Origin of the sequence: Rathayibacter festucae DSM 15932, from assembly GCF_004011135.1 — a bacterium.
In the GTDB taxonomy this organism is placed as follows: domain Bacteria; phylum Actinomycetota; class Actinomycetes; order Actinomycetales; family Microbacteriaceae; genus Rathayibacter; species Rathayibacter festucae.
In genome coordinates, this window is sequence record NZ_CP028137.1 from 1,042,503 (window position 1) to 1,063,289 (window position 20,787).

Below are 20,787 nucleotides of genomic sequence, written 5' to 3' on the forward strand. Positions count from 1 at the left end.
CCGCCCCGAACTAGACTGACCACTTCCCTCTCTTAAGGAGCCCCCTGTGATCTCGGATGTACTCGCCGACGCGACCGTCAAGATGGACAAGGCCGTCGGAGTCGCCAAGGAGGACTTCTCCACGGTGCGCACCGGTCGGGCCAACCCCGGCCTGTTCCAGAAGGTGCTGGTGAGCTACTACGGCACGCCCACCCCGCTCTCGCAGCTCGCATCGCTGCAGAACATCGAGGCGCGCACGCTGCTGGTCACCCCGTACGACAAGGGCGCCCTGCGCGACATCGAGCAGGCCATCCGGGACATGCCGAACCTCGGCGCCAACCCGACGAACGACGGCTCGGTCATCCGGATCAACCTCCCCGAGCTTACCGCCGAGCGCCGCAAGGAGTTCGTGAAGATCGTGCGCACCAAGGCGGAGGACGCGAAGATCGCCGTCCGCAACATCCGCCGCAGCGCGAAGAGCGACCTCGACGCGCTCAAGGGCGACATCGGCGACGACGAGCTCTCGCGCGGCGAGAAGGAGCTCGAGGCCCTGACCAAGCAGCACGTGGACGCCATCGACGAGGCGCTCAAGCGCAAGGAATCCGAACTGCTCGAGGTGTAGTGCCGTGCCCGTGAACCCCGAGGATCCCGAGAGCAGCGACGACGCTCCGGCGCCGCACGTTCCGGGCGCCCGGGGTTCGCGCATGGTCACGCGCGACGCCCTGCGCGCGCGGGCCCAGCAGGGCCGGGCCGACGTCGAGCGACAGCTCGAGGCGACCCGCGCCCAGCTCGAGGCGACCAACGAGCGCCTCACCGCGCGCTCGGGCCGGAACCTTGTCTCCGCGACCGTCATCGGCCTCATCGGCGGCGGCGCGATGGTGGTCAGCCTGCTGGTCGTCAAAGAGCTCTTCATGGTGCTGGCCGGCGCCCTCGTGCTGCTGGCGGCGCTCGAGCTGTCGAACGCGCTGCGGCACGCCGGGCGCGACATCCCGCGCATCCCCACCGGTGTCGTCGCCGTCGTCGCGGTCCCCGCGGCGTACTACGGCGGGATGCAGGCCGCGTGGTTCGCCGTGCTCGGCGGCTCTGCGCTGGTCGCCCTGTGGCGGCTGGGGGAGCAGCTCTTCCGCCGGACGAGGTCGACCGGTCGCGAGCTCCTGCTCGACGTCGGACTCGGCGCGTTCGTGCAGATCTACGTCACGTTCCTCGGCGCCTTCGCGATCCGCCTCGTCGCGGAGGAGGGCGGTCAGCTCTGGGCGCTGTCCTTCCTGATCCTCGTGATCGTCGTCGACACCGGCGCCTACGCCAGCGGTCTCACCTGGGGCAAGCACCCGATGGCACCGCGGATCAGCCCGAAGAAGACCTGGGAGGGCTTCGCGGGAGCGGCGGTCGCGGGCGTCGTCGTCGGCGTGCTCCTCGCGCTCCTGCTGCTCGGGCAGCCCTGGTGGGTCGGCGCCGTGTTCGGCGCGGTCGTCCTGCTGACGGCGACGCTGGGCGATCTCGCCGAGTCGCTGATCAAGCGCGACATCGGCATCAAGGACATGAGCTCGTGGCTGCCGGGCCACGGCGGCTTCCTCGACCGGCTCGACTCGATCCTCCCGTCGGCCGCCGCGGCCTACGTGCTCTACTTCGTCTTCGCGCACTGACCTCGGGCACCGGACCGCGCATCGGCCGAGCGCGCGGACTCCGTCCCCTCGCAACGCGGTCGACGCGTCGATTCCCGGACCGGGCCGCCGTCTTGGCAGAATGACGGGATGAACGCTCCCTTCCCCCGCGCCCGCGAGTCCCGGCCCGGCTACGACACGGACGAGGTCGACTCCTTCCTCGCCTCGGCCAGGGACGCCTACGCCCAGCTCTCGGGTGGTCCGGCCGACCTGCGCGCGGTGGATCTGCGGCACACCGCCTTCTCGCTGAAGAAGGGCGGCTACTCGGCGCCGCACGTCGACGCCGCGCTGGAGCGCCTCGAGGACGCCTTCGCGGTGCGCGAGCGCCAGTACGCGATCGCGTCGCAGGGCGAGGAGGCCTGGCTCCGGAACGCCCGCGAGACCGCGCAGGAGATCGTGAACCGCCTGGCGCGGCCTGCGCGTGAGCGCTTCACCCGCGCCGGCGTGCTGACCACCGGCTACAACATCCGCCAGGTCGACGCCTTCTCGGACCGCGTCTCCGGCTACTTCCGGGACGGCTCCGTGCTGACCGTCGACGACGTGCGGACGGTGTCGTTCGCCCCGCAGCGCGGCGGCTACTCCGAGCCGCAGGTGGACCTCGTGCTCGACGCCGTGGTCGACGTGATGCTGGCGGTGCGCTGAGCGGTCGGCCCCGCACTGGCGGATCGAGAGGTCCTCCGTTATGCTTTCGTGATCGTGGGTATGCATCAGAGAACGTCCGTCGCGCAGCCACCCGTCTCCCGATCCTCGGTCGAGACCTCGAAGCGCCCGGCGGCCCGTCGGTCCCGGACCCGTCTCCCGCTGGCGTTCCTCGCCTTCGCCGCCTCCATTGGCTTCGTCGCCGTCAGCGCGGTCGACCCGTCCAGCGGCGCCGTCGCGTCGCCCTTCTATCAGGCCCCGGAGCGCTTCAACGGCGACCCGGCCCAGCGCCTCGTCGTCGCCGAGGCGGCGGTCGAGCGCACCGTCCAGCGCGACACCTTCGACGCGCAGGCCAAGCCGACCCCCACGCCGACTCCGACGCCGACCCCCACTCCGACGAAGTCGAAGCAGGCCGTCGTCGAGGACGACGACGAGGAGGAGTCGGCCGCCGCGGCGCCCGTCGCCCGCTCCGCCGCCCCGGACCCCGGCTCGGCGAAGGCCCTCGCCTACGACCAGATCGTGCAGCGCGGCTGGGCCGACAGCGAGTACGACTGCCTCGTGCTGCTGTGGAACCGCGAGTCCGGCTGGAACGTCTACGCCGAGAACAAGTCCAGCGGTGCCTACGGCATCCCGCAGGCGCTCCCCGGCAGCAAGATGGCGACCGTCGGGGGCGACTGGCAGACCAACGCCAACACCCAGATCACCTGGGGCCTCGGCTACATCTCCGGTCGCTACGGCTCGCCGTGCGGCGCTTGGGCGCACTCAGAGAGCGTCGGCTGGTACTGATCCCCGCCGTCGCCCGTCCCCGGGGCGGTCAGCCCGCCCGATAGCCTGAGAGCGTGGACTACGCGCTGCTCGGGGTCGTCGGGATCATCACCGTCGTCACCGTCGCGCGCTTCTCGAGCAGGCTCGGGGTCGCGGCACCACTGCTGCTCGTCGTCATCGGCATCGGCGCGTCCTACCTCCCCGGCGTCCCGGAGATCGAGGTCGAGCCGGAGCTGATCCTCGCCGGGGTGCTGCCACCGCTGCTGTACTCCGCGGCGATCCAGGTGCCGCTCGCCGACTTCCGGCGGAATCTGCGCTCGATCTTCGGGCTGTCGGTGCTGCTCGTCGTCGTCACGGCGCTCGTCGTCGGCTTCTTCCTCTACATGCTGCTGCCGGACCTCAGCCTCCCGGCCGCCATCGCACTCGGCGCGGTGGTCAGTCCGACCGATGCGGTCGCGGCCACCTCGATCGGCAAGAAGCTCGGCCTGCCGCCGCGGCTGGTGACCGTGCTCGAGGGCGAGAGCCTCGTCAACGACGCGTCGGCGCTCGTGCTGCTGCGCGCGGCCACGGCCGCGACCGCGGTGGTGGGCGCCTCCGTCTCGAGCGACGCCATCGACATCGGCGAGGTCGGCGTGCTCTTCGTGTACTCGGTCGTGATGGCCGTCGTCCTCGGGCTGGTGATGGGCGTGCTGACCGTCTTCGTGCGCTCGAAGCTGCGCGACCCGGTGCTCGACACCGCGGTCTCGTTCGCGGTGCCCTTCCTCGCCTACATCCCGGCGGAGGAGCTCGGTGCCTCGGGTGTCCTCGCCGTCGTCGTCACCGGCATCTACACCGGGCACAACAGCGCGCGGTTCCTCAGCCCGCAGTCGCGGATCAGCGAGCGGGTCAACTGGCGGACGGCGCAGTTCCTGCTCGAGAACGGCGTGTTCCTCCTGATGGGCGCCGAGATCAAGGCGATCGTCGGCGACATCGAGCCGGGCGGCGTCGGCGTCGACACCGCGGTCCTCCTCGGGCTCGCGACGGTCGTGATCCTGATCGTGCTGCGCACCCTCTTCGTCTGGCCGCTGCTGCTCTGGCTGCGCGGCTCGGGCCGGCGGGCGGAGCGGATCAACCGCCGGCTCGCGGTCGGGGTGATGCGCCTGCGCAACAGCGCCAGCAGCGACGAGCGGTTCGTCCGCCGGCAGCAGCGCGCGGAGCGGCTGTACCAGCGGCGGGAGACCGACCTCGCGGCGACGACGAGCGAGGCGTTCGGCTGGCGGGGCGGCGTCATCCTCTCCTGGTCCGGGATGCGCGGCGTGGTCACGCTCGCGGCCGCGCAGTCCCTGCCGCAGGAGACGCCCTACCGCTCGCAGCTCATCCTGATCGCCTTCACCGTGGCCGTGGTCACCCTGCTGCTGCAGGGCGCGACGCTGCCGGCGCTCATCCGGGTCACGGGCATCCAGGGGAGCGACGGCGATGCCGACCGCCGCGAGCTGGCCACGCTGCTCGACGAGGTCGCCTCGACCGGCATCCAGGCGCTGCCGGAGGCGGTCGAGGACCTGCCGGCCGGCAGTGTCGGCGAACGGGTGCTGGAGCGGGTCCGCCGCGACACGCTGACCCGCTCGCAGGTCGCGTGGGAGCAGGTGGAGCGCGAGGCCGACGGCCCGCTGGGCCCGCAGGGGCAGTACCTGCACCTGCGGCGGGCGGTGCTCAGCGCCGAGCGCGAGGCGCTGCTGGAGGCGCGCGGTCGCGGGGTCTACTCCTCGCGGATCCTGCGGCGGGCGCAGCTGATGCTCGACGCCGAGGAGACGCGGCTCGAGATGGACGACTCCTCGCACTGACCCGCCCGGGCGGGACGGCGGCGAGCGAGTGCTCCCGCGGCGGCTCCTAGACTGGAGCAATGCCGCGCAGCAATCGACCCCGCGGACGCGGGCGCGAGGACGACGACGAGCAGCGCGACCTCTCGCAGATGCTCGCCGGCTGGCGCCGCACCGAGACGCGCCGCGGCCGGGAGTGGAACGTCCAGCCCGTCTCGTCGTCGCGCGCGGTCAAGAACTACCTCTGCCCGGGCTGCGGCCAGACCATCGACATCGGCCTCGCGCACGTCGTCGTCTGGCGCGGCGACGGAGCACTCGGCGACGCCGCGGACCTCGCCGGCCGTCGCCACTGGCACACCCACTGCTGGCGGATCGAAGGAGCACGATGACGCACGAGATCCGCGGAGGCGTCGTCCTCCCCGCCCGCCGCGAGGACGTGGAGCTGCACACCGCCGACGGGCTGACCCTGGTCGGCGAGCTGGCCCTGCCGCTCGAGGGCGAGCCGGTGGCCACGCTGGTCACCCTGCACCCGCTGCCGACGCACGGCGGCTTCATGGACTCGCACATCCTGAGGAAGGCCGCCGCGCGGCTGCCCGCGCTGGCCGGGGTGGCGGTGCTCCGCTTCAACACCCGCGGTACGAGCTCGCCGCGCGGGACGAGCGAGGGCGCCTTCGACGGCGGCACCGCCGAGCGGGCCGACGTCGCGGCGGCGATGGCGCTGGTGGCCGAGCGCGGGCTGCCGCACCCCTGGCTGGTCGGCTGGTCGTTCGGCACCGAGCTGGCGCTGAAGTGGGGCAGGGAGCACCCGGTCGAGGGTGCGATCCTGCTCTCGCCGCCGCTGCACCGGGCGACGGCCGAGGAGGTCGCGGCCTGGGGCGAGGACGGGCGACCGCTGGTCGCGCTCATCCCGGAGTTCGACGACTACCTGCGGCCGGAGGCCGCCGCCGAGCGGTTCGCCTCGGTCCCGCAGCTCGAGCTGGTCGCCGTCGAGGGCGGCAAGCACCTCTGGGTCGGCGAGGCGCAGACGCGCCGCGTGCTCGACGAGATCGTGCGGGTGGTGGCGCCGGCGTCGTCGCCGCTGCCGACGGAGTGGGCGGGCGAGCTCGGCTGAGCCCGCCCGCGCCGGTCAGCGGTTCTTCGAGCCGCCGTCGTTCTTCGAGCCGCCGTCGTCGTCCTTCGAGTCGTCGTCGGACAGGCCGTCGATGTGGCCGATCAAGCCGCGGAGGCCGGTGACGTAGCCGGCGATCGCGTCGCGCTCGGTGCGGATCTCGTCGAGACGGGACTCGGCCGTGTTCTGCAGCTCTCTGGTGCGGCGCTCGGCGTCGGCGATCATCTCGCGGGCGCGATCGCGCGCGGAGTCGAGCAGCGCGTCCGACTCGTCCTGCGCCTCGCGGCGCAGGCGCGTGACGTCGTCGAGGGCGTCGCTGCGGAGCGCGTCGGCCTCCAGGCGCTTGTCGTTCGCGCGGCGGATGGCGTCGGCGAGCTGCAGGTTCGACTCGTCGAGGTAGCGCTGCGTCTGGGCGACCGCCTCCTGGTGCCGGAGCAGGTAATCGCGGTCCGCCTCCTCGCGGCGGGCGGCGAGCTCCACGACGAGATCGATCCGGGCCTGCTCGACCTCGCGCGAGAGCGCGGCGGCCTCGTCGGAGGCGGCGGAGCGCAGCGCGGCGAGCTCGGCGTCCAGGAGGGCGACGGCGTCGGCCCGGTCGCGGGCGAGCTGGGTGCGCAGATCGGCGAGCTCGCGGGCGCCCTCGGCACGACCGGTGGCCAGCTCCGCGGCGAGGTCGGCGCGGCCGGACAGCACCTCGGCCTCGAGGTCGGCGCGGGCGGCCAGGACCTCGGCCTCGATCGCGGCTCGGGCCTCGGCGACCTCGGCGGTGACGGCGGCGCGCAGGCGGTCGACCTCGGAGGCGACCTCGGCGCGCAGCAGCTCGTTGCTCTGCGCCAGGCGGGCGGCCTCGGCGCGGGCCACCTCGACCTCTCGGGCGGCGACGGCGCGCATCTCGGCGGCCTCGCGGCCGGCCTCGGAGCGGATCGCCGCGGCCTCGCGCTTGGCGGTCGCACGGGTCTCGGCGGCCTCGGTGGCGACGGTGCCGCGGATGGCGGCGGCCTCGCGGACGGCGTCCTGGGTCATCACGTCGCGGTCGTCCGCGGCCTTGCCGAGCGTCGCGGCGGCCTGCGCCTCGGACTCCTCGCGGGTGCGGTCGGCGCGGCGGCGCGCCTCCGTCACGAGGCGCTCGGCCTCGTCGCGCGCGTCCTTCAGCAGGCCGTCGCGGTCGTCGCGGGTCGAGCGGCGCAGCGCCGAGGCGTCGTTCTCCGCCTGCGCGATGATGCGCTCCGACTGCTCCTCGGCCACCCGGAGGGTGTGCTCGAGCTTCGCGCCGAGTCCCGCGTAGGTGGGCGCGCCGACCTGCTGCAGCTCCTTCTCGAGCCCGTCGATGCGGGAGGAGAGGCGCTTGGCCTCGCGACCGCTCTCGGCGGCCTGGGTGTTGGCGTGGATGAGCTCGCGGCGCAGACCCTGGATGGCCTTGTCGACCTCGTCCCGGTCGTAGCCCCGGAACACCTGGGTGAATTCGGCCTCGTCGCTTGCCACGTCGTCTCCTCCGGAACACGGCCGCGGTGGGGTCGCGGCACTCCAGGGAGTTTAGTCAGCGGGTGCCTCGCGGCCCGGGCCGACACCCGCACCGCGCGCCCCTCGATCGGTGCTCTCGGCCGATCCCTGGGTTCGGCTCAGCCCATCCGCTAACCTGGACTGTCTTTGTCTGTTGCCGTCGCGCCCCGGTCCGGCCGTCACCGGAGCCGTCCCGGGCCGCCACCCCCCGATCCGGCAACGCAGGAGGAGTTCTTTCGTGCGGTTCGTCTTCGCCATCATCGCCACCGTCATCGCCGCGGCGCTCATCGCGCTCGGCATCGGCCAGCGGACGGTGTGGGCTCCACCGGAGTCGCTCACCGCGCAGACCGCGCTCGAGTCCGGCGCCCCCTACGCCGTCATCGACGGCAGCACGCTCGGCGCCAATCCCGGCCGGCAGACGATCACGGTCGAGGGCGAGGGCGACCTCGTGATGGCGTACGCGCCGACGACCGACGTGCTGGGCTGGGTCGGCGGCTCCGACTACGACCGCATCGACTACGCGAGCAGCGAGGACGGCGCGGACAGCCTGTCCGCCGAGCAGGAGACCGGGACGGCGCTGACGCTGGCCTCCGACGTGGCGGACGCGAACGCCGCCGTCGTCGATCCCCGCGACTCCGACCTCTGGCTCGAGCAGTTCGAGGGCACCGGCAGCATCACCGTCGCGCTCGACCTGCCGGAGGACGTCTCGCTGATCGTCGCCACCGACGGGACCGCCCCGGCCGCGAGCGACATCCGGGTGAGCTGGCCGGTCGACACCGCGACGCCGCTGGCCGGTCCGCTGCTGCTGGGAGGCGCCGTCTTCCTGCTCATCGGCCTCGTCCTCTACATCTGGGCGTTTCTGCACCTGCGCCGCCAGCACGGCCCGCGCCGCAAGGGCCCGCAGGGCAAGGTGCCGCGCGGCGCCCGCCTGCCGCGCGCCCGTGCCGGCATCCAGTCCTCCCTCGCGGCGGCTCAGCCCTCGCGGCGCCGCCGGCTGCTGGTGCTCCCGATCGCGCTGGGCGCGACCGTGCTGCTCGCCGGCTGCAGCTCCGACTACTGGCCCGACCTCGCCGCGAGCGCCTCCGGGACGCCGACGGCGTCCGCCACCGCGACCCCCGGCGCCGAGCCCGTCGCCGAGGAGCCGACCCCGGTCGTCACCACCCAGCAGGCGGAGGCGATCGTCGCCTCGGTCTCCGAGGTCGCGGCCGCCGCCGACGCCGCTCGCGACGCGAGCATCCTCGCGGAGCGCTTCCAGGGCGAGGCGCTCACCGAGCGCACCACGAACTACGAGGTCCTGACGAAGGGCGGCACGATCGACGCGCCGCAGGCGATCCCGGCGTCGCCGGTGAGCCTCGTCCTCCCGCAGGACACCGACAGCTGGCCGAGGCTCGTCACGGCGGTCGTGCAGAACACCGCCGACGCCACGCAGGCGCCGATCGCCCTGATGATGAGCCAGGCGAGCCCCCGCGTCGACTACAAGGTGGACTACGCGATCTCGCTCGAGGCCAACGCGCGGATCCCCGACGTCGCGCCGGTCACGGTCGGCACCTCGATCGTCGCCCCCGACTCGAAGCTGATGAAGCTCGCTCCGGAGAACGTCGGCGCGGCCTACGCGGACATCCTCGCGAACGGCGACTCCAGCCAGTACGCCGAGACCTTCTCGAGTGACGGCGACACCCTCCGCGGTCAGGTCGGCGTCGACAAGAAGAACGCTGATCGCGAGGCGCTGCCGGACACCGCCTCGATCGAGTTCACCAACGCGGCGGGCACCTCGGACACCATCGCCCTCGCCACCAACGACTCCGGCGCGCTCGTCGCCGCGAGCATCGCCGAGACCGCGACGGTCCGCCCGACCGCCGAGGGCTCGACCGTGTCGACGTCCGGCGCGTCGCAGACCCTGCTCGGGATCGACAAGTCGACCACGGGCATCGCGACCACCTACGGTTATCAGTTGCTGTTCTACGTACCGCCCGTCGGATCGGAGGAGAAGATCGTCATGCTCGGATGGAGCCAAGGACTCGTCTCGGTGGTGCAGCTGCCGTGAGCACCCCCCTGCCCCCGCTGCCCGGCAACCTGCGCGGTGCCGTCGACCTGTCCACTCTCGTGAACCGGCGCACCCCGCCGGCCGCGCCCTCGGCACCCGTGGGCGGCGGTGAGGCGCCCCAGGGCGCCCCCGTCGCGAACCCGCTGCTGCTCTCGGCCGGTGACGCGGAGTTCGACCAGGTCGTCCAGCTGTCCTCGCGGGTCCCCGTGATCATCGACCTGCGCGGCTCGTGGTCCGACCAAAGCCTGAGCATGACCGCGCTGCTCGAGAAGGTCGTGATCTCCTACGCCGGTGCCCTCGTGCTGGTCGGCGTCGACGTCGAGTCGAGCCCGCAGCTCGCGCAAGCGTTCCAGGTGCAGTCGGTTCCGACGATCGCTGCGGTGATCGCCGGCCGGCCGGTGCCGATGTTCAACGGCCTCATCACCGAGGAGCAGCTCCGCGACCTGCTCGAGCAGGTCCTCCAGCTCGCCGCGCAGCAGGGCGTCACCGGCACCGTTCCCGTCGACCCGGCCGCCGGTGCCGAGCCGGGCGCCGAGCCCGAGGCCGCCCCACTGCCCCCGCACCACCAGGAGGCGTACGACGCGATCGACCGCGGCGACTACTCCGCCGCGATCACCGAGTACGAGACCGCCATCGCGCAGAACCCGCGCGACGACCTCGCCGTCGCCGGACTCGCCCAGGTGAAGCTGCTGCAGCGGCTCCAGGGCCGCACCCTCGACGACATCCGCTCGACCGCGGCCGCCGAGCCCGCGAACCTCGACGCGCAGCTCGCCGTCGCCGACCTCGACGTCTCCGGCGGCCACGTGGAGGACGCGTTCGACCGTCTCCTCTCGATGTACCCGCGCCTCGACGCCGACGGCAAGGCGAGCGTCCGCGCGCGCCTGCTCGAGCTGTTCGAGATCGTCGGCACGACGGACCCGCGTGTCAACAAGGCACGGGCGCGGCTCACGGGGCTCCTGTACTGAATTGCGGGAGGAGCGCGAGCGCTCCTCCCGCCGCGGTCGGCTGGGTCTGTGGTTGCGATTCGCAGAGCGGGTCGCCCACGGCTCGCGAGAAACGCTGGCACGCGTTTCTCGCTCATCGCCTTCAGGGGGTCGGCTGGTTCTGGGGACTGCAGGCTCGGGGGTCCGTCTTCAGTCGCAGCTTTCGGCCGGCCTGCGGAGGCCTTGCGGCCTCGCCGTGCCCCCTTGCAAGCTCCGCCCGCCGCGGACTCGCGAGCCTCGTTGCGGACTCGCCGCAGACCCAGCACACGCGCCGCTCACTTCATGCTGGTCTGCATACGGGCCGGCCCCCCTCATGCTGGTCGAGTAGCCCCGGAGGGGCGTATCGAGACCCCGCGTGTGCTGAGGAAGGTGCGCCGTCCGTCGATCGACCCTGGGCGCGGAGGAACGCTGCGTATCCGCAGCACGGCTCTGCCTCGCCGACGCGGAGGCGTCAGGCGCAGGGGCAGCCCTCGGGGCGGGGGGCGGCGATGCTGCGGCGGTGGGTGAGGACCTCGCGGGCCACGGCGGCGAGGTCGAGGCCGGTCGTGTCCGCCTCGGTGCGCAGCGCGACGAAGGCGAGGTCGGCGGAGATGCGCAGGCTCGCGCTCAGGAAGCCGACGGCCTGGAGGACGCTCGCCTCCTCGTCCGTGACGTCGGGCAGCGACGCCACCCAGGCGACGAACACTCCCTCCTCCGGGTCCTCAGGCATCGGACGCACCTCCCGAGCGGGAGTCGGCGTCGGGCGCACGAGGGCGGCTCAGGGGGGTGCGGGTCGGCGGTGGCATCCTCCCCAGTGTCACCGGAACAGTGACAGAACCGGAGGAGGCGTGCCGCTGAGGGACGAACCGCAGGTCCGCGAGCGCGCAGTCCGGCGGGCCGGAGTGCTCCGCTGAGCGTCGGTCGAGGAGGAGGCCCATGATGGTCGTCCTGTCTGCCGGGGTCCGGGGCGGGGAGGAGTGCGGGGTCGTCGCAGACACGGTAACTTTTTTGACGATGTCCCCTTCGGGACGGAGTGTCCGCTCAGCGCACTCCTCGCGCCGGCGGGGTGGCGGCAGGCGGAGACCGCCACGGGCGCGGACGCCCGGACCAGGACGAGCGGAAGGGGCCGCGGTGGTGGAGCATCTGGAGTTCGAGCCGAGCGGAGACCGTGCGGCACGCCTCGTGGACGCGGTCGTGCGGGCGCAGGACGCCCAGCGCCGCCTGACCGCCCGGGGACGGGTGCTGCTGGGCCTCGGCGCCACCGACGTCGCGGCACTGCTGTACGTGGCTCGGGCGGGCCGCTCCTCGGCGACCCTCGGAGAGCTGGCCGACTGGCTGGACGTCACGCGCGCCGCGGCCTCGATGGTCGCCAAGCGGCTGGCCGCGACCGGCCACCTCCACCGCGTCGACGACGAGTCGGACGGCCGTCGACGCCGGCTCGCACTCACTCCCCGCGGGCGCGAGGCCGTCGACGAGGCGTTCGGCGCTGCCGACCGGGAGGCGTCGGCCCTCGTCGCGACGCTCGACGACGCCGTCGTCGCGTCCGTCCTCACCACTCTGGAGCAGCTCACGACCGTGTTCGACGGCCACGGCTCTCCGGAGTCCCCGAGAGCACGGCGCGGTGCCTGACCGCGGGCCCGGATCCGCCCTCGAGGATCGCGGGAGCATCCGCATCGAGGCGGTCGGCACCGATCTGGAGCGCGCCTCCGAGGTCCTCGGCGGCTTCTACTCGGGGACGGGGTGGTCGGTGGAGGCCACCGAGCAGCCGTTCTCGTTCCGCTACGCGGCGCTCGGCGATCCGGTGATGACCCTGCGGACCTCGCAGATGCGCGGCGCGACCAGCGGTGAGGACCCGGCCGGCGGCGACTACGTCGTGCAGTGGCTGGTCGAGGGGACGGCGACGGTCGACGTCCACCGCGACGCGATGCCGATGACGCGCGGTGTGCCGCTGCTCAATCCCGCCTACCGCCCGTTCGTCTTCTCCTACTCGGACTACGACCAGAAGCTGGTGCACCTGAACCGCGAGCACGTGGACCGCAGTGCCCGCGAGCACGGCTACCGCCGCACCGGCGCTCTCCGCTTCGACCATCTGCACCGCCCCAGCGCGGAGGCGGTGGCGCACTGGCACGCGGTGATCGGGGAGATCTCGACGGCCGTCCGCACCGGTCGCGTGACGCCGCTGCTGTGGGACCAGCTGACGCGTCGCGCGGCCGCCGCGTTCCTCGAGCTGTATCCGCCCGAGGGAGCGGGGCTGCCGGAGGTGCTGCTCGCGCCCCGCAACGAGAGCATCCGCTCGGCGGTCGAGTTCGTCCAGGAGAACGCTCATCTGCCGATCGGGCCGATCGAGATCGCCGCCGCCGCGCACCTCAGCGTCCGCGGGCTGCAGGTCGCGTTCCAGCGCCTGCTCGGCACGACACCGCTGCAGTACGTCCGCGACGTGCGCCTCGACCGGGTGCACACGGATCTGCGGCTGGGCGACCCGGCGCGCGCGAGCGTGGCCGGCACGGCGCGCAGCTGGGGATTCTCGCACCTCGGCCGCTTCTCCGCCGCCTACGCCTCGCGCTTCGGCGAGTACCCGAGCAGGACCCTCGGCCGCTGACGCGGGGCTCGGGCGGCGCCGGCGTCGACCGCCGCGTCACTCGTCGCCGCCGGTCTCCGCGTGCGGAGCGCCCACCGCCTTCGACTCCGGCGAGCCGCGCTCGCGCAGGTAGACCGAGAGCACCGCCATGCTGCCCACGGCGAGGAACTCGGACTGCCAGTTCTGCAGTGTGCGGCTCCAGAAGTCGGCGGAGGCGAGGTACTCGCCCCAGGAGACCGGTGCCGACAGGTCCAGCAGCTGCTGCTCGTCGTAGGCGACGTGCCCGGCGACGGACTGCGCGAGCCAGGAGCCGGCGAAGACCGCCCCCATCACGATCAGCAGGGAGTGCGCGTAGAGCCGGCGCCGGAGGCCGCCCGGGAGCTTCGCGGGACCGGGGGAGGACTCCTCGGCCCACCGCCCCATCCGCTGCTCCCGCTCGGTGGCGCGGCCGGCCTCGCCGGGGTCCTTCGACTCCGAGGAGCCGCGCTGCACGAACCAGACGGTCGCGGCGATGTAGAGGAAGAACTGCAGGTACTCCGACTGCCAGTTCTCGGCGACGTCGGCGGAGAAGGTCGACGAGGTCAGGTAGCGCGCATAGGTCACCGGCTCGAGACCGGCGATCCGCAGGTCGTCGAGGTAGACGAGGAAGCCGGCGATCGACTGACCGGCCATCGACAGCACGAAGAGTGCGCCGAAGACGAGGGTCAGGGAGTTCTCGCGCAGGAAGCCGCGGTCGGCGCCGGTGTGACGCTCGGAACCGAGTGCCCGGGTCACGGCGCTCATCGGTGCAGCAGCCCCGTCGCGAGGAAGAAGACGAGCCCGGCTCCGATCACGGTCAGGCAGCCGGTGAAGACCCCGCGCATCACGAGCCGTCGATCGCGCAGTCGAAGGGGAGGTCCTCGCCGGTCGCCGTGCACCCCGCGGCGCGTACGCGCCAGCCGTCGCCGCTCGCCGCGAGGAAGACGGTGTCTCCACCCAGCGCGACCACGGCGGCCTGGCCGAAGGCCTCGGCGCGCGGGGAGCCGGCAGAAGCGGGGTCGAGGCCGAGCGCGAGGATCGCGTCAGGGCAGGCCGTGGATCCCGCCCCGGTCTCGACGACCGCCTCGGCCGCCCGCGGGGTCAGCACCGCGCACGCGGCGGCGCCGTCGCCGGCGGCCAGCGCCTCCTCGAACGCCGCGGCGGTGGCACCGGCCGCCGCGGCGTCCGGCGCGAGGCCGGCGCACCCGGCGAGGGAGAGGACGAGTCCGACCGCCAGCGTTCCGGCGGGCACGCCGCTGAGTGCGCGGACGAGTGCGCGGTCGGGTTCGCGGGTGCGTCTGCTCGACGCGGCGGGGGAGCGGGACATCGGACGACCTCCTCGACTGGCACGAGTCCGGCGTCGCCGACGCTAGTCCGAGGGCGCCGCCGCGATCGAGGATCTTGACAGCGGCGCCGCGCCCGCCCTCAGGGGCGGTAGAGCGCCCACTCGTCCCGGGGCAGCTCGCGCAGCTCGTCGACGACCCGCAGCTGCCAGATCGCCGGAGTGTGCCCCTCGAGGCGCCCGTGGACCGTCTCACTGGTCCAGCCGTCGCGGGTGCGGGTGTAGCGGATGAATCGGACGTGCCGGCCCTCGAGGGGTGCTCCGCTGGTCGCCATCCCTCGATGGTCCCCGATCCGGGCGGCGGTTATCCGCTCTTGACAATCAGGCCGGGCGGCGGATCTCCCGGCGGCCCGCTCCGGCGTCGTCGCGCTCGAGTCGTCGCCCCGCCGCCCGGTACCACTGTGCACAGAAGACGACGACGACCACCGCGTCCAGCCAGCCTCCCGCCGTGTACATCAGCTCCGCGCCTGCCCGCACGTCGGCGGCGTCGAGGAACACGGGCGGCCGGGCGTAGAGCTGCTTGGCGAGGATCGCGTGCGAGGCCGTCGCCAGGACGACGGCGACCACCTGCGTCGCGCGAGCCGGCGGATGGGGGCGGGGGTCCACGCCGATGACCGCCGCGGCGAAGAGGCAGCCGGCGAGGAGGAGGTGGGCGTGCACGAGGACGTGCAGCAGCGGCGCCGCATGCATGGCCTCGAGGAGCGGGGTGCGGTGGAGCAGCCACAGACCGCCCGCGCTGAGCAGGGCCGCGGTGATCGGGTGGGCCAGGACCCGCGCGGGTCCACTGCGCAGCAGCCGGGACAGTCGCCTGGCCGGTGTCGTGCTCAGCGCCCGCACGGCGAGGGTGACGGGAGCGGTGAGGACGAGCAGCACCGGCGCGAGCATGCCGGCGAGGAGGTGCGCGACCATGTGCGCGGTGAAGCTCGACTGCGCGGCTGCGGCGAGCGGCCCGACGACGGCGGTGGCGGCGCAGGCGATCCCCGTCGTCCACAGCAGGACGCGGTGCGTCGGCCAGGGTCGGCCCCGGCGGCGGGACACCGCGGCAGCGCCGGCGTAGGCGAGCACGGCCGAGGCCGCGAGAAGGAGCAGGATCGGCTCGAGGGAGACGCCTCCGCCGTGGGCGTGGCCCGGTCCGTCGAGCACGGATCGGATCACGACGCCTCGCGTCCGAGCGCCGCAGCCGTCCTCGCCCGCACGAGCAGCACCGCCCCCGCGAGGATCAGCACCGCAGCGACGGTGTTCCAGATCAGGTCGTAGGGCAGCAGGTCGTCGACGTACCGGATCTGGTGCAGACCGAGCAGCTTGTGCTGGACGGTGCCGTCGTAGAGCTGGAACGCGCCGGCGCCGAGGAGCACCGCTCCGGTCCAGCGCAGCGGCTCCAGCGCTCCGCGCCGCCGGAGATCCGCGAAGAGGAACAGTCCGCCGATCGCTGCGAACCAGCCCACGGCGTGGAACACCCCGTCGGAGACGAGCCCGAGCTCCGGGCTGCCGAGATCGTAGAAGTGGTGCCAGTGCAGCAGCTGGTGGAACACGGTCTCGTCGACGAACGCGGCGAAGCCGAGGCCGAAGAGCGCACCGGACCACACGTTCCGGGCCACCCGCGATCCGCGGGCGCGCCCGGACCCGTCCGCCGTGCGGGAGGGGGGAGTGCTCGGTGCCGTCATGGCTCGACGATCTCCCGCGCTCGCGACCGCAGGACAGGGGGTTGCCAGCGGCGGAGCGCGCCGGGGCCGATCCGCCGTCGTGCCCCCCGTGCTCCCGCGGAATCCGCGACCATCGGATGTTGCACGATCGCCGCAGCCGGACATGTACCTGTGACTCCGCGAAAGGGGAACCATGAGCATCCGCTCCCGCGACGACTTCTCCGAGCTGTACCGAGCCCAGTACGACGACGTCCTCCGCTTCGTCCGCCGCCGCGCACCCGCCGCGACCGTGGACGACATCGTGGGCGAGACGTTCCTCGCCGCCTGGCGCCGACGGCACGAGCTGCCGGAGGACGCCCGCCCGTGGCTTTTCGGCACCGCCCGGAACGCGATCCTCAATGCGGCGCGCGGCGAGAACCGGCAGCAGGCGCTCGCGGTGAGGATCGGGACCCTCGCGACCGAGGAGCGCGCCGATCCGTCGATCAACGACCGCCTCGACCTCGAGAGCGCGTGGAAGCGCCTGCCCCTCGGCGAGCAGGAGGCGCTCGCCCTGCACGTCTGGGAGGACCTCCCGCAGGCCGATGCCGCCCAGGTCCTCGGCTGCAGCCGCGCCGCCTACGCGATGCGGCTCACCCGCGCGAAGCGGCGTCTCGCGGCGCTGCTCGCCGCCACCGAACCCTCCCTCCTCTCCGGCACGGCAGAACGGACCCTCTGATGACCGACCAGCTCCTCGACCTGCTCCGCTCGGCCGACGCCGAGCCCCGCACCGCCCGCAGCACCGCCGAGGTCTCCCGCCGGGAGGCCCTCCTCGCCGGGATCCTCGCCGACGAGGAGGCGCCCGCTCCGCGGTGCTTCCGCCGGAAGGACTGGGCGGTGGCGGGCGCGGCGACCCTGCTCCTCGCCGCGGCCGCTGCCGCCGCCGTGATCGTCGTCGCCCCCGGGCTGATCCCGGGTGCGGGGTCCACCGGGCTGAACGGCGGCGTGCTCGCCTCCTGGACCGGCGTCCCCGAGAGGATCCTCCCCGACTCGCCGCTCGGCAGCGGGGCGACCCGGTGGTGCGAGTCGAGTCTCGACGGGGTGAACGCCGAGGCCGGCCCGATCGCGCTCTCGCACCTCGATGCGCGCGGCGAGGCCGCATCGATGCTCTTCCGGCAGGGGGAGTCCGTCTACTACTGCCTCAGCGCGGGGTCCGGCGGAGGGTTCTGGGAGATGGCCGAGGCGACCCCCGCGGAACCGCTGTCGGGGGACGCCGTCCAGGTCGCCAGCTCGGGCAGCCACGGCAGCGGCGACGCCGCGGTGGCCTACGCGTTCGGCTTCGCCGGCGCGGACGTCGCGTCCGTCGTCCTGCACGAGGACGGGATCGCTCCGATCGTCGCGACCCTCGAGGACGGCTTCTGGACGGCCTGGTGGCCGGTCGCGGACGACCTCGGCGCCGGTCCGTCCGGAACCCTGACGGTGACGACCGGCGACGGCGCGAGCCGCGAGATCGCGATCGAGTCCCTCTACCGGCAGTGAGCGACCCCGCCGGCGGCCGCCGGGCCGTCGGCGCGGGTCGTCGCCGCCCGCACCTCTGACCCTCCCACCGCACCGCCGCCGTCGCGGCGGTCCTCAGCGCGCCCGGATCCTCCGATCCGGGCCCCTCCGACGCGCCCGCAGCTCCGGCAGCGGGCGCCCAGCACAGAAGGACACACCATGGACACCGCACTCAGCACGCTCACCGCGTTCAGCACCCTCGCCTCGCTCGAGAAGCTGCCCCTCGCCTGGGGCCGAGCACTGGACCGCGCGGACAGGAGCATCCTCGACGCGGTCCTCGGCGACGACGTCGTCGTGGACATGACCCGGGCCACCGAGAGGATCGGCCTCGAGTTCCCCGTCCTGACGGGGAAGCCGACGGTCCTGGACACGGTGATGGCCGCGGTCGGGCCGCTCGACACGATGCACCTCGTCGGCAACGTGCTCGTCGAGGAGACGGCGGGCGGTGCGACGGTCGAGGCGTACGCGCTCGCGCAGCACTTCGCCCCCGGCGAGGGTGCCGATCCGTCGACGACCCGCCACGCCCTGATGGGCAACACCTGGACCTTCGAGCTGCGCTGGACGGGGGAGCGGTACTCGGTGGTCCGCTTCGAGATGGACTGCCTCTGGATGGAGGGCGACCCGCTGGTCCTGCTCGCCGCGATCTCGTGACCCGTCGCCGCGATCCCGCGCGGGGAGTCCCGGCGCCCGTCCGCCCCGGCGACCGCCTCCTCGTGGACACGCCGGTCACCGCGGTTCCCGGGCTCACCTGGACGATCGTGGAGACGATCGAGCATCGCCGACGGCACGGACCCGTCGGCTGCGGTGCGCGCCGTCGATCGGCCGGGCGGCGGGGCGGGGAGCGAGCGGCACGGTGCTCGCCGCCCCCTAGGGTGAGCGGATGAGCACCGCCGCACTCTCCCCGAGCGCCCGATTCCACCAGCGCTTCCTCGTCGAGCAGCGGGAGATGACGGAGCCCGCCCGCCGCCGCCTGATGCGCGCGGGAGGCGGTTCGGTGGCGGTCGGGCTCGTGCTCTTCGCCGCGCTGATCGTCCAGGTCGCGACGGGCACCGGCCTGGCGGCGCTCGACCCCGCGGTCTCGGAGTGGTTCCGCGCGAAGCGCTTCGCGGAGGGGACGGTGGTGATGGACACGCTGGCCACGGTCTTCGGCCCGGTGTTCCTGCCGATCATCATCCTCGGCGTGCTCGTGCTGTGGATCGCGCTCGCGCGGCACCTCTGGCGGCCGCTCCTGCTCGCGGGCGGAATGATCACGGGGATGCTCAGCGTCCAGCTCGCCGCGCACCTGGTGCAGCGGATGCGGCCGCCCGTGGAGTACATGCTGCTCGGGGCCGACGGGACGTTCTCCTTCCCGTCCGGCCACGTGACCGGCGTCTGCGACTTCTTCCTGATCACGACCTTCCTGCTCGCCTCGCGCCGCTCCTCGCCGGTGTGGGCGATCGGCGGCTTCGCGCTCTCGCTCGGGATGATCGCCGGTCAGGTCGTCGCCCGCCTGTACCTCGGCTACCACTGGCTCACCGACACCCTCGCGTCGGTGGCGCTCGCGCTCGTGATGCTCGGGTCGGTCGTGCTCATCGACACCTGGCGCACCGCGGTGGTGCGCGGGGAGATCGACTGACCCGACGTCGACGCGCACCGCATGCGACGACGCCCCCGGGCCGCAGGGCTCGGGGGCGTCGTCGTTCAGCGGGGCTGCGTCAGCCGCCGACGGCCTGGCGTGCGCTGTCGAGGCCGGAGGAGAAGGCGTCCGCCGACGACACGTTGCCGGACTCCAGCTCGACCAGGGCGCCGGAGAGCGCCGCGCCGATCACGCCGGTGTCGGGTCCGTTGACGAAGGACGGGAACTGCTCGACGGAGGTGGCGATGACGTCGCCGATCTTCGAGTCGCCGAAGAACGGGTCCGTGTAGGCGCGGACGCTCTCGCTCTCGAGGGCGTCGGTGGCCGCCGGGAAAGTGCCCGAGGTCGCGAAGTGGTCCTCCTGGCCCTCGGCCGACATCATCGTCTCGATGTACTGCCAGGCGGCCTCGGGGTGCTCGGCGCGAGCCGGGATGGCGATGACGCTGCCGCCCCAGTTGCCGCCTACGCCGGGGACCGTGGTGACCCGCCAGTTCCCGGCGGTGTCGGGGGCGTCGGTCTTGATGCCCTGCAGGATCCACGAGGGAGCGACGGTCACCGCGAAGGCGCCGTTCGCGCGCCCGGGGCCCCAGCCCGAGGAGAACGCGGCGATGCCGGCGCTGATACCCGCGTCGTGCGCCTGCACGGCGGTGTCGAAGGCGTCCTCGACCTGCGGGTTGGTGTCGTAGACCAGCTCGCCGTCGGGGGAGTAGTACTTCTCGGTCACCTGGTTGATGGTCGAGTAGAAGACGCTGGTCTCGACATTGTCGACGAACGGCTTGCCGGTCGCGGCGGTGTACTTCTCGCCGGTCGCGAGGAAGCCGTCCCAGTCGCTCCAGAGCGCGGCGACCTCGGCGGGGTCGGTCGGCAGGTCGGCCTGCTCGAAGAGGTCGGCGCGGTAGGCGAAGCTCAGTCCGCCGACGTCGGTCGGGATGCCGACGACCGAGCCGTCCTGCGCGGTGCCGGCGTCGGCGGCCCACTTCAGGTAGGAGGCGTCGAGGTCGTCGCCGCCGAGGGTGCGCAGGTCGAGGAAGTTGGCGCTGTTCTCGACGAAGCGGGGCAGGTCGTCGCCCTGGATCATGACCAGGTCCGGCACCTTGCCGCCGGCGAGCGCGGCGGTCAGGGCAGTGGCGGTCTCCTGTGAGGAGCCGACCTCGGTCAGCTTGACCTTCGCGTCCGGCTTCTTGGCCAGGTACTCGCTGACGTTGTCCTTCGCCTGAATGCCGGTGAAGGACCAGAACTGGACCTCGGCGTTCCGGTCGTCGGACGCGCCGCCGCCACCGCCCGAGGAGCAGCCGGTCAGGGCGAGGGCGACGGTGGCGACCGCGGCGGCCGCGGTCAGGATTCTTCTTCTCACGGGGGAGTCCTCTTCATCGGGGAGTCGCGGTAGTGCCCCGCGCGCGGGCGGGAGAACGATCTCTCGTTCGACGCTAGCCCGTGCTCTCCGTCCAATGCAACACCTGTCGGCCTTACGAGAGTTCGATCTCCCGCCGGGGACACCGAGCGCCGTGGATCTCGGCGTCGGTAGTGAGCAGCTCCTCCTGACGGGCGGCCGCCGGGCCGGTCGTCGATTCCGCGCCACGCGCGTGAGCGCCGGTCCGGTGCTC

The 20,787-nt window shown here is 73.2% G+C and carries 23 protein-coding genes; 15 read left to right on the forward strand and 8 right to left on the reverse strand.

The window, feature by feature from the left end; translation table 11 throughout:
• Nucleotides 1-46 precede the first annotated feature (46 nt).
• The 7 genes from frr to C1I64_RS04985 all read left to right on the forward strand — a co-directional run bounded on the left by frr (nt 47) and on the right by C1I64_RS04985 (nt 5,951).
• Nucleotides 47-601, forward strand: coding sequence for a ribosome recycling factor (gene frr, locus C1I64_RS04955; RefSeq protein WP_123445733.1), 555 nt, complete (start codon nt 47-49; stop codon nt 599-601).
• An 82-nt stretch (nt 602-683) separates the two neighbouring features.
• Nucleotides 684-1,622: a phosphatidate cytidylyltransferase gene (locus C1I64_RS04960; RefSeq protein ID WP_123446013.1), complete on the forward strand. Its 939-nt coding sequence runs from the start codon at nt 684-686 to the stop codon at nt 1,620-1,622.
• A 108-nt stretch (nt 1,623-1,730) separates the two neighbouring features.
• Entirely contained in the window at nt 1,731-2,282 is a 552-nt protein-coding gene (locus tag C1I64_RS04965) for a DivIVA domain-containing protein (protein WP_123445734.1), read from the forward strand.
• Nucleotides 2,283-2,342: 60 nt separating this feature from the next.
• A complete protein-coding gene (locus tag C1I64_RS04970) occupies nt 2,343-3,065 on the forward strand; it encodes an aggregation-promoting factor C-terminal-like domain-containing protein (RefSeq protein WP_123445735.1) in 723 nt (240 codons plus the stop codon).
• Nucleotides 3,066-3,118: 53 nt separating this feature from the next.
• Nucleotides 3,119-4,864 (forward strand): cation:proton antiporter, encoded by a 1,746-nt coding sequence (locus tag C1I64_RS04975; RefSeq protein ID WP_123445736.1) that lies wholly within the window; start codon nt 3,119-3,121, stop codon nt 4,862-4,864.
• A gap of 59 nt (nt 4,865-4,923) precedes the next feature.
• Entirely contained in the window at nt 4,924-5,229 is a 306-nt protein-coding gene (locus C1I64_RS04980) for a hypothetical protein (RefSeq protein ID WP_123445737.1), read from the forward strand.
• Nucleotides 5,226-5,951 (forward strand): alpha/beta hydrolase, encoded by a 726-nt coding sequence (locus C1I64_RS04985; RefSeq protein ID WP_127886406.1) that lies wholly within the window; start codon nt 5,226-5,228, stop codon nt 5,949-5,951. The genes C1I64_RS04980 and C1I64_RS04985 overlap by 4 nt, the downstream gene beginning before the upstream one ends.
• A 15-nt stretch (nt 5,952-5,966) precedes the next feature.
• Here the strand turns inward: C1I64_RS04985 and C1I64_RS04990 are convergent, their stop codons facing one another.
• Nucleotides 5,967-7,430, reverse strand: a complete 1,464-nt coding sequence (locus C1I64_RS04990) for a DivIVA domain-containing protein (RefSeq protein WP_127886407.1) — start codon at nt 7,428-7,430, stop codon at nt 5,967-5,969.
• Nucleotides 7,431-7,686: 256 nt separating this feature from the next.
• On the opposite strand from C1I64_RS04990, the gene C1I64_RS04995 reads away from it, so the two are divergent.
• Together C1I64_RS04995 and C1I64_RS05000 are read left to right on the forward strand one after the other, a co-directional pair.
• Nucleotides 7,687-9,492 (forward strand): DUF8094 domain-containing protein, encoded by a 1,806-nt coding sequence (locus C1I64_RS04995; protein WP_127886408.1) that lies wholly within the window; start codon nt 7,687-7,689, stop codon nt 9,490-9,492.
• Complete coding sequence (locus C1I64_RS05000) at nt 9,453-10,457, forward strand: tetratricopeptide repeat protein (RefSeq protein WP_127886409.1); 1,005 nt, start codon at nt 9,453-9,455, stop codon at nt 10,455-10,457. Before C1I64_RS04995 ends, C1I64_RS05000 begins: the two co-directional genes overlap by 40 nt.
• A 469-nt stretch (nt 10,458-10,926) precedes the next feature.
• On the opposite strand, the gene C1I64_RS05005 is transcribed toward C1I64_RS05000, so the two are convergent.
• Nucleotides 10,927-11,184 (reverse strand): ANTAR domain-containing protein, encoded by a 258-nt coding sequence (locus C1I64_RS05005; protein ID WP_127886410.1) that lies wholly within the window; start codon nt 11,182-11,184, stop codon nt 10,927-10,929.
• A gap of 401 nt (nt 11,185-11,585) precedes the next feature.
• On the opposite strand from C1I64_RS05005, the gene C1I64_RS05010 reads away from it, so the two are divergent.
• Both C1I64_RS05010 and C1I64_RS05015 read left to right on the forward strand, forming a co-directional pair.
• The gene (locus tag C1I64_RS05010) at nt 11,586-12,083 is read left to right on the forward strand and encodes a MarR family winged helix-turn-helix transcriptional regulator (RefSeq protein WP_164874443.1); all 498 of its coding nucleotides are present in this window, start codon (nt 11,586-11,588) and stop codon (nt 12,081-12,083) included.
• Nucleotides 12,076-13,053, forward strand: a complete 978-nt coding sequence (locus C1I64_RS05015; protein WP_127886412.1) for a helix-turn-helix transcriptional regulator — start codon at nt 12,076-12,078, stop codon at nt 13,051-13,053. Before C1I64_RS05010 ends, C1I64_RS05015 begins: the two co-directional genes overlap by 8 nt.
• A gap of 36 nt (nt 13,054-13,089) precedes the next feature.
• Here the strand turns inward: C1I64_RS05015 and C1I64_RS05020 are convergent, their stop codons facing one another.
• The 5 genes from C1I64_RS05020 to C1I64_RS05040 all read right to left on the reverse strand — a co-directional run bounded on the left by C1I64_RS05020 (nt 13,090) and on the right by C1I64_RS05040 (nt 15,990).
• Nucleotides 13,090-13,815 (reverse strand): DUF6766 family protein, encoded by a 726-nt coding sequence (locus C1I64_RS05020; RefSeq protein ID WP_127886413.1) that lies wholly within the window; start codon nt 13,813-13,815, stop codon nt 13,090-13,092.
• Nucleotides 13,816-13,894: 79 nt separating this feature from the next.
• Nucleotides 13,895-14,377, reverse strand: a complete 483-nt coding sequence (locus C1I64_RS05025; protein WP_127886414.1) for a hypothetical protein — start codon at nt 14,375-14,377, stop codon at nt 13,895-13,897.
• 98 nt (nt 14,378-14,475) lie between these two features.
• The gene (locus C1I64_RS05030) at nt 14,476-14,667 is read right to left on the reverse strand and encodes a hypothetical protein (protein ID WP_123445744.1); all 192 of its coding nucleotides are present in this window, start codon (nt 14,665-14,667) and stop codon (nt 14,476-14,478) included.
• 46 nt (nt 14,668-14,713) lie between these two features.
• Nucleotides 14,714-15,547, reverse strand: coding sequence for a cytochrome c oxidase assembly protein (locus C1I64_RS05035; protein ID WP_164874444.1), 834 nt, complete (start codon nt 15,545-15,547; stop codon nt 14,714-14,716).
• Nucleotides 15,544-15,990 (reverse strand): DUF2243 domain-containing protein, encoded by a 447-nt coding sequence (locus C1I64_RS05040; RefSeq protein ID WP_341867815.1) that lies wholly within the window; start codon nt 15,988-15,990, stop codon nt 15,544-15,546. The genes C1I64_RS05035 and C1I64_RS05040 overlap by 4 nt, the downstream gene beginning before the upstream one ends.
• 238 nt (nt 15,991-16,228) lie before the next feature.
• Between C1I64_RS05040 and C1I64_RS05045 the strand changes: the two genes are divergently transcribed.
• The 4 genes from C1I64_RS05045 (at nt 16,229) to C1I64_RS05060 (ending at nt 19,183) form a co-directional block, all read left to right on the forward strand.
• A complete protein-coding gene (locus C1I64_RS05045; protein WP_127886416.1) occupies nt 16,229-16,750 on the forward strand; it encodes an RNA polymerase sigma factor in 522 nt (173 codons plus the stop codon).
• Complete coding sequence (locus C1I64_RS05050; RefSeq protein WP_127886417.1) at nt 16,750-17,550, forward strand: hypothetical protein; 801 nt, start codon at nt 16,750-16,752, stop codon at nt 17,548-17,550. The genes C1I64_RS05045 and C1I64_RS05050 overlap by 1 nt, the downstream gene beginning before the upstream one ends.
• A 177-nt stretch (nt 17,551-17,727) precedes the next feature.
• The gene (locus C1I64_RS05055) at nt 17,728-18,219 is read left to right on the forward strand and encodes a nuclear transport factor 2 family protein (protein ID WP_127886418.1); all 492 of its coding nucleotides are present in this window, start codon (nt 17,728-17,730) and stop codon (nt 18,217-18,219) included.
• A gap of 229 nt (nt 18,220-18,448) precedes the next feature.
• Nucleotides 18,449-19,183: a phosphatase PAP2 family protein gene (locus C1I64_RS05060; protein ID WP_127886419.1), complete on the forward strand. Its 735-nt coding sequence runs from the start codon at nt 18,449-18,451 to the stop codon at nt 19,181-19,183.
• A 79-nt stretch (nt 19,184-19,262) separates the two neighbouring features.
• Here C1I64_RS05060 and C1I64_RS05065 read toward each other — a convergent pair whose 3' ends face one another.
• On the reverse strand, nt 19,263-20,537 hold the full coding sequence (locus C1I64_RS05065) for an ABC transporter substrate-binding protein (protein ID WP_164874445.1): 1,275 nt from the start codon (nt 20,535-20,537) through the stop codon (nt 19,263-19,265).
• Nucleotides 20,538-20,787 lie beyond the last annotated feature (250 nt).

What these genes read in the sequence shown, in the direction of transcription:
- C1I64_RS04960 (WP_123446013.1), top strand. Translation starts at nt 684, where the DNA reads ATGGTCACGCGCGACGCCCTGCGCGCGCGGGCCCAGCAGGGCCGGGCC.
- C1I64_RS04965 (WP_123445734.1), top strand. Translation starts at nt 1,731, where the DNA reads ATGAACGCTCCCTTCCCCCGCGCCCGCGAGTCCCGGCCCGGCTACGAC.
- C1I64_RS04970 (WP_123445735.1), top strand. Translation starts at nt 2,343, where the DNA reads ATGCATCAGAGAACGTCCGTCGCGCAGCCACCCGTCTCCCGATCCTCG.
- C1I64_RS04980 (WP_123445737.1), top strand. Translation starts at nt 4,924, where the DNA reads ATGCCGCGCAGCAATCGACCCCGCGGACGCGGGCGCGAGGACGACGAC.
- C1I64_RS04985 (WP_127886406.1), top strand. Translation starts at nt 5,226, where the DNA reads ATGACGCACGAGATCCGCGGAGGCGTCGTCCTCCCCGCCCGCCGCGAG.
- C1I64_RS05000 (WP_127886409.1), top strand. Translation starts at nt 9,453, where the DNA reads ATGGAGCCAAGGACTCGTCTCGGTGGTGCAGCTGCCGTGAGCACCCCC.
- C1I64_RS05005 (WP_127886410.1), bottom strand. Translation starts at nt 11,184, where the DNA reads ATGCCTGAGGACCCGGAGGAGGGAGTGTTCGTCGCCTGGGTGGCGTCG.
- C1I64_RS05020 (WP_127886413.1), bottom strand. Translation starts at nt 13,815, where the DNA reads ATGAGCGCCGTGACCCGGGCACTCGGTTCCGAGCGTCACACCGGCGCC.
- C1I64_RS05025 (WP_127886414.1), bottom strand. Translation starts at nt 14,377, where the DNA reads ATGTCCCGCTCCCCCGCCGCGTCGAGCAGACGCACCCGCGAACCCGAC.
- C1I64_RS05030 (WP_123445744.1), bottom strand. Translation starts at nt 14,667, where the DNA reads ATGGCGACCAGCGGAGCACCCCTCGAGGGCCGGCACGTCCGATTCATC.
- C1I64_RS05045 (WP_127886416.1), top strand. Translation starts at nt 16,229, where the DNA reads ATGAGCATCCGCTCCCGCGACGACTTCTCCGAGCTGTACCGAGCCCAG.
- C1I64_RS05050 (WP_127886417.1), top strand. Translation starts at nt 16,750, where the DNA reads ATGACCGACCAGCTCCTCGACCTGCTCCGCTCGGCCGACGCCGAGCCC.
- C1I64_RS05055 (WP_127886418.1), top strand. Translation starts at nt 17,728, where the DNA reads ATGGACACCGCACTCAGCACGCTCACCGCGTTCAGCACCCTCGCCTCG.
- C1I64_RS05060 (WP_127886419.1), top strand. Translation starts at nt 18,449, where the DNA reads ATGAGCACCGCCGCACTCTCCCCGAGCGCCCGATTCCACCAGCGCTTC.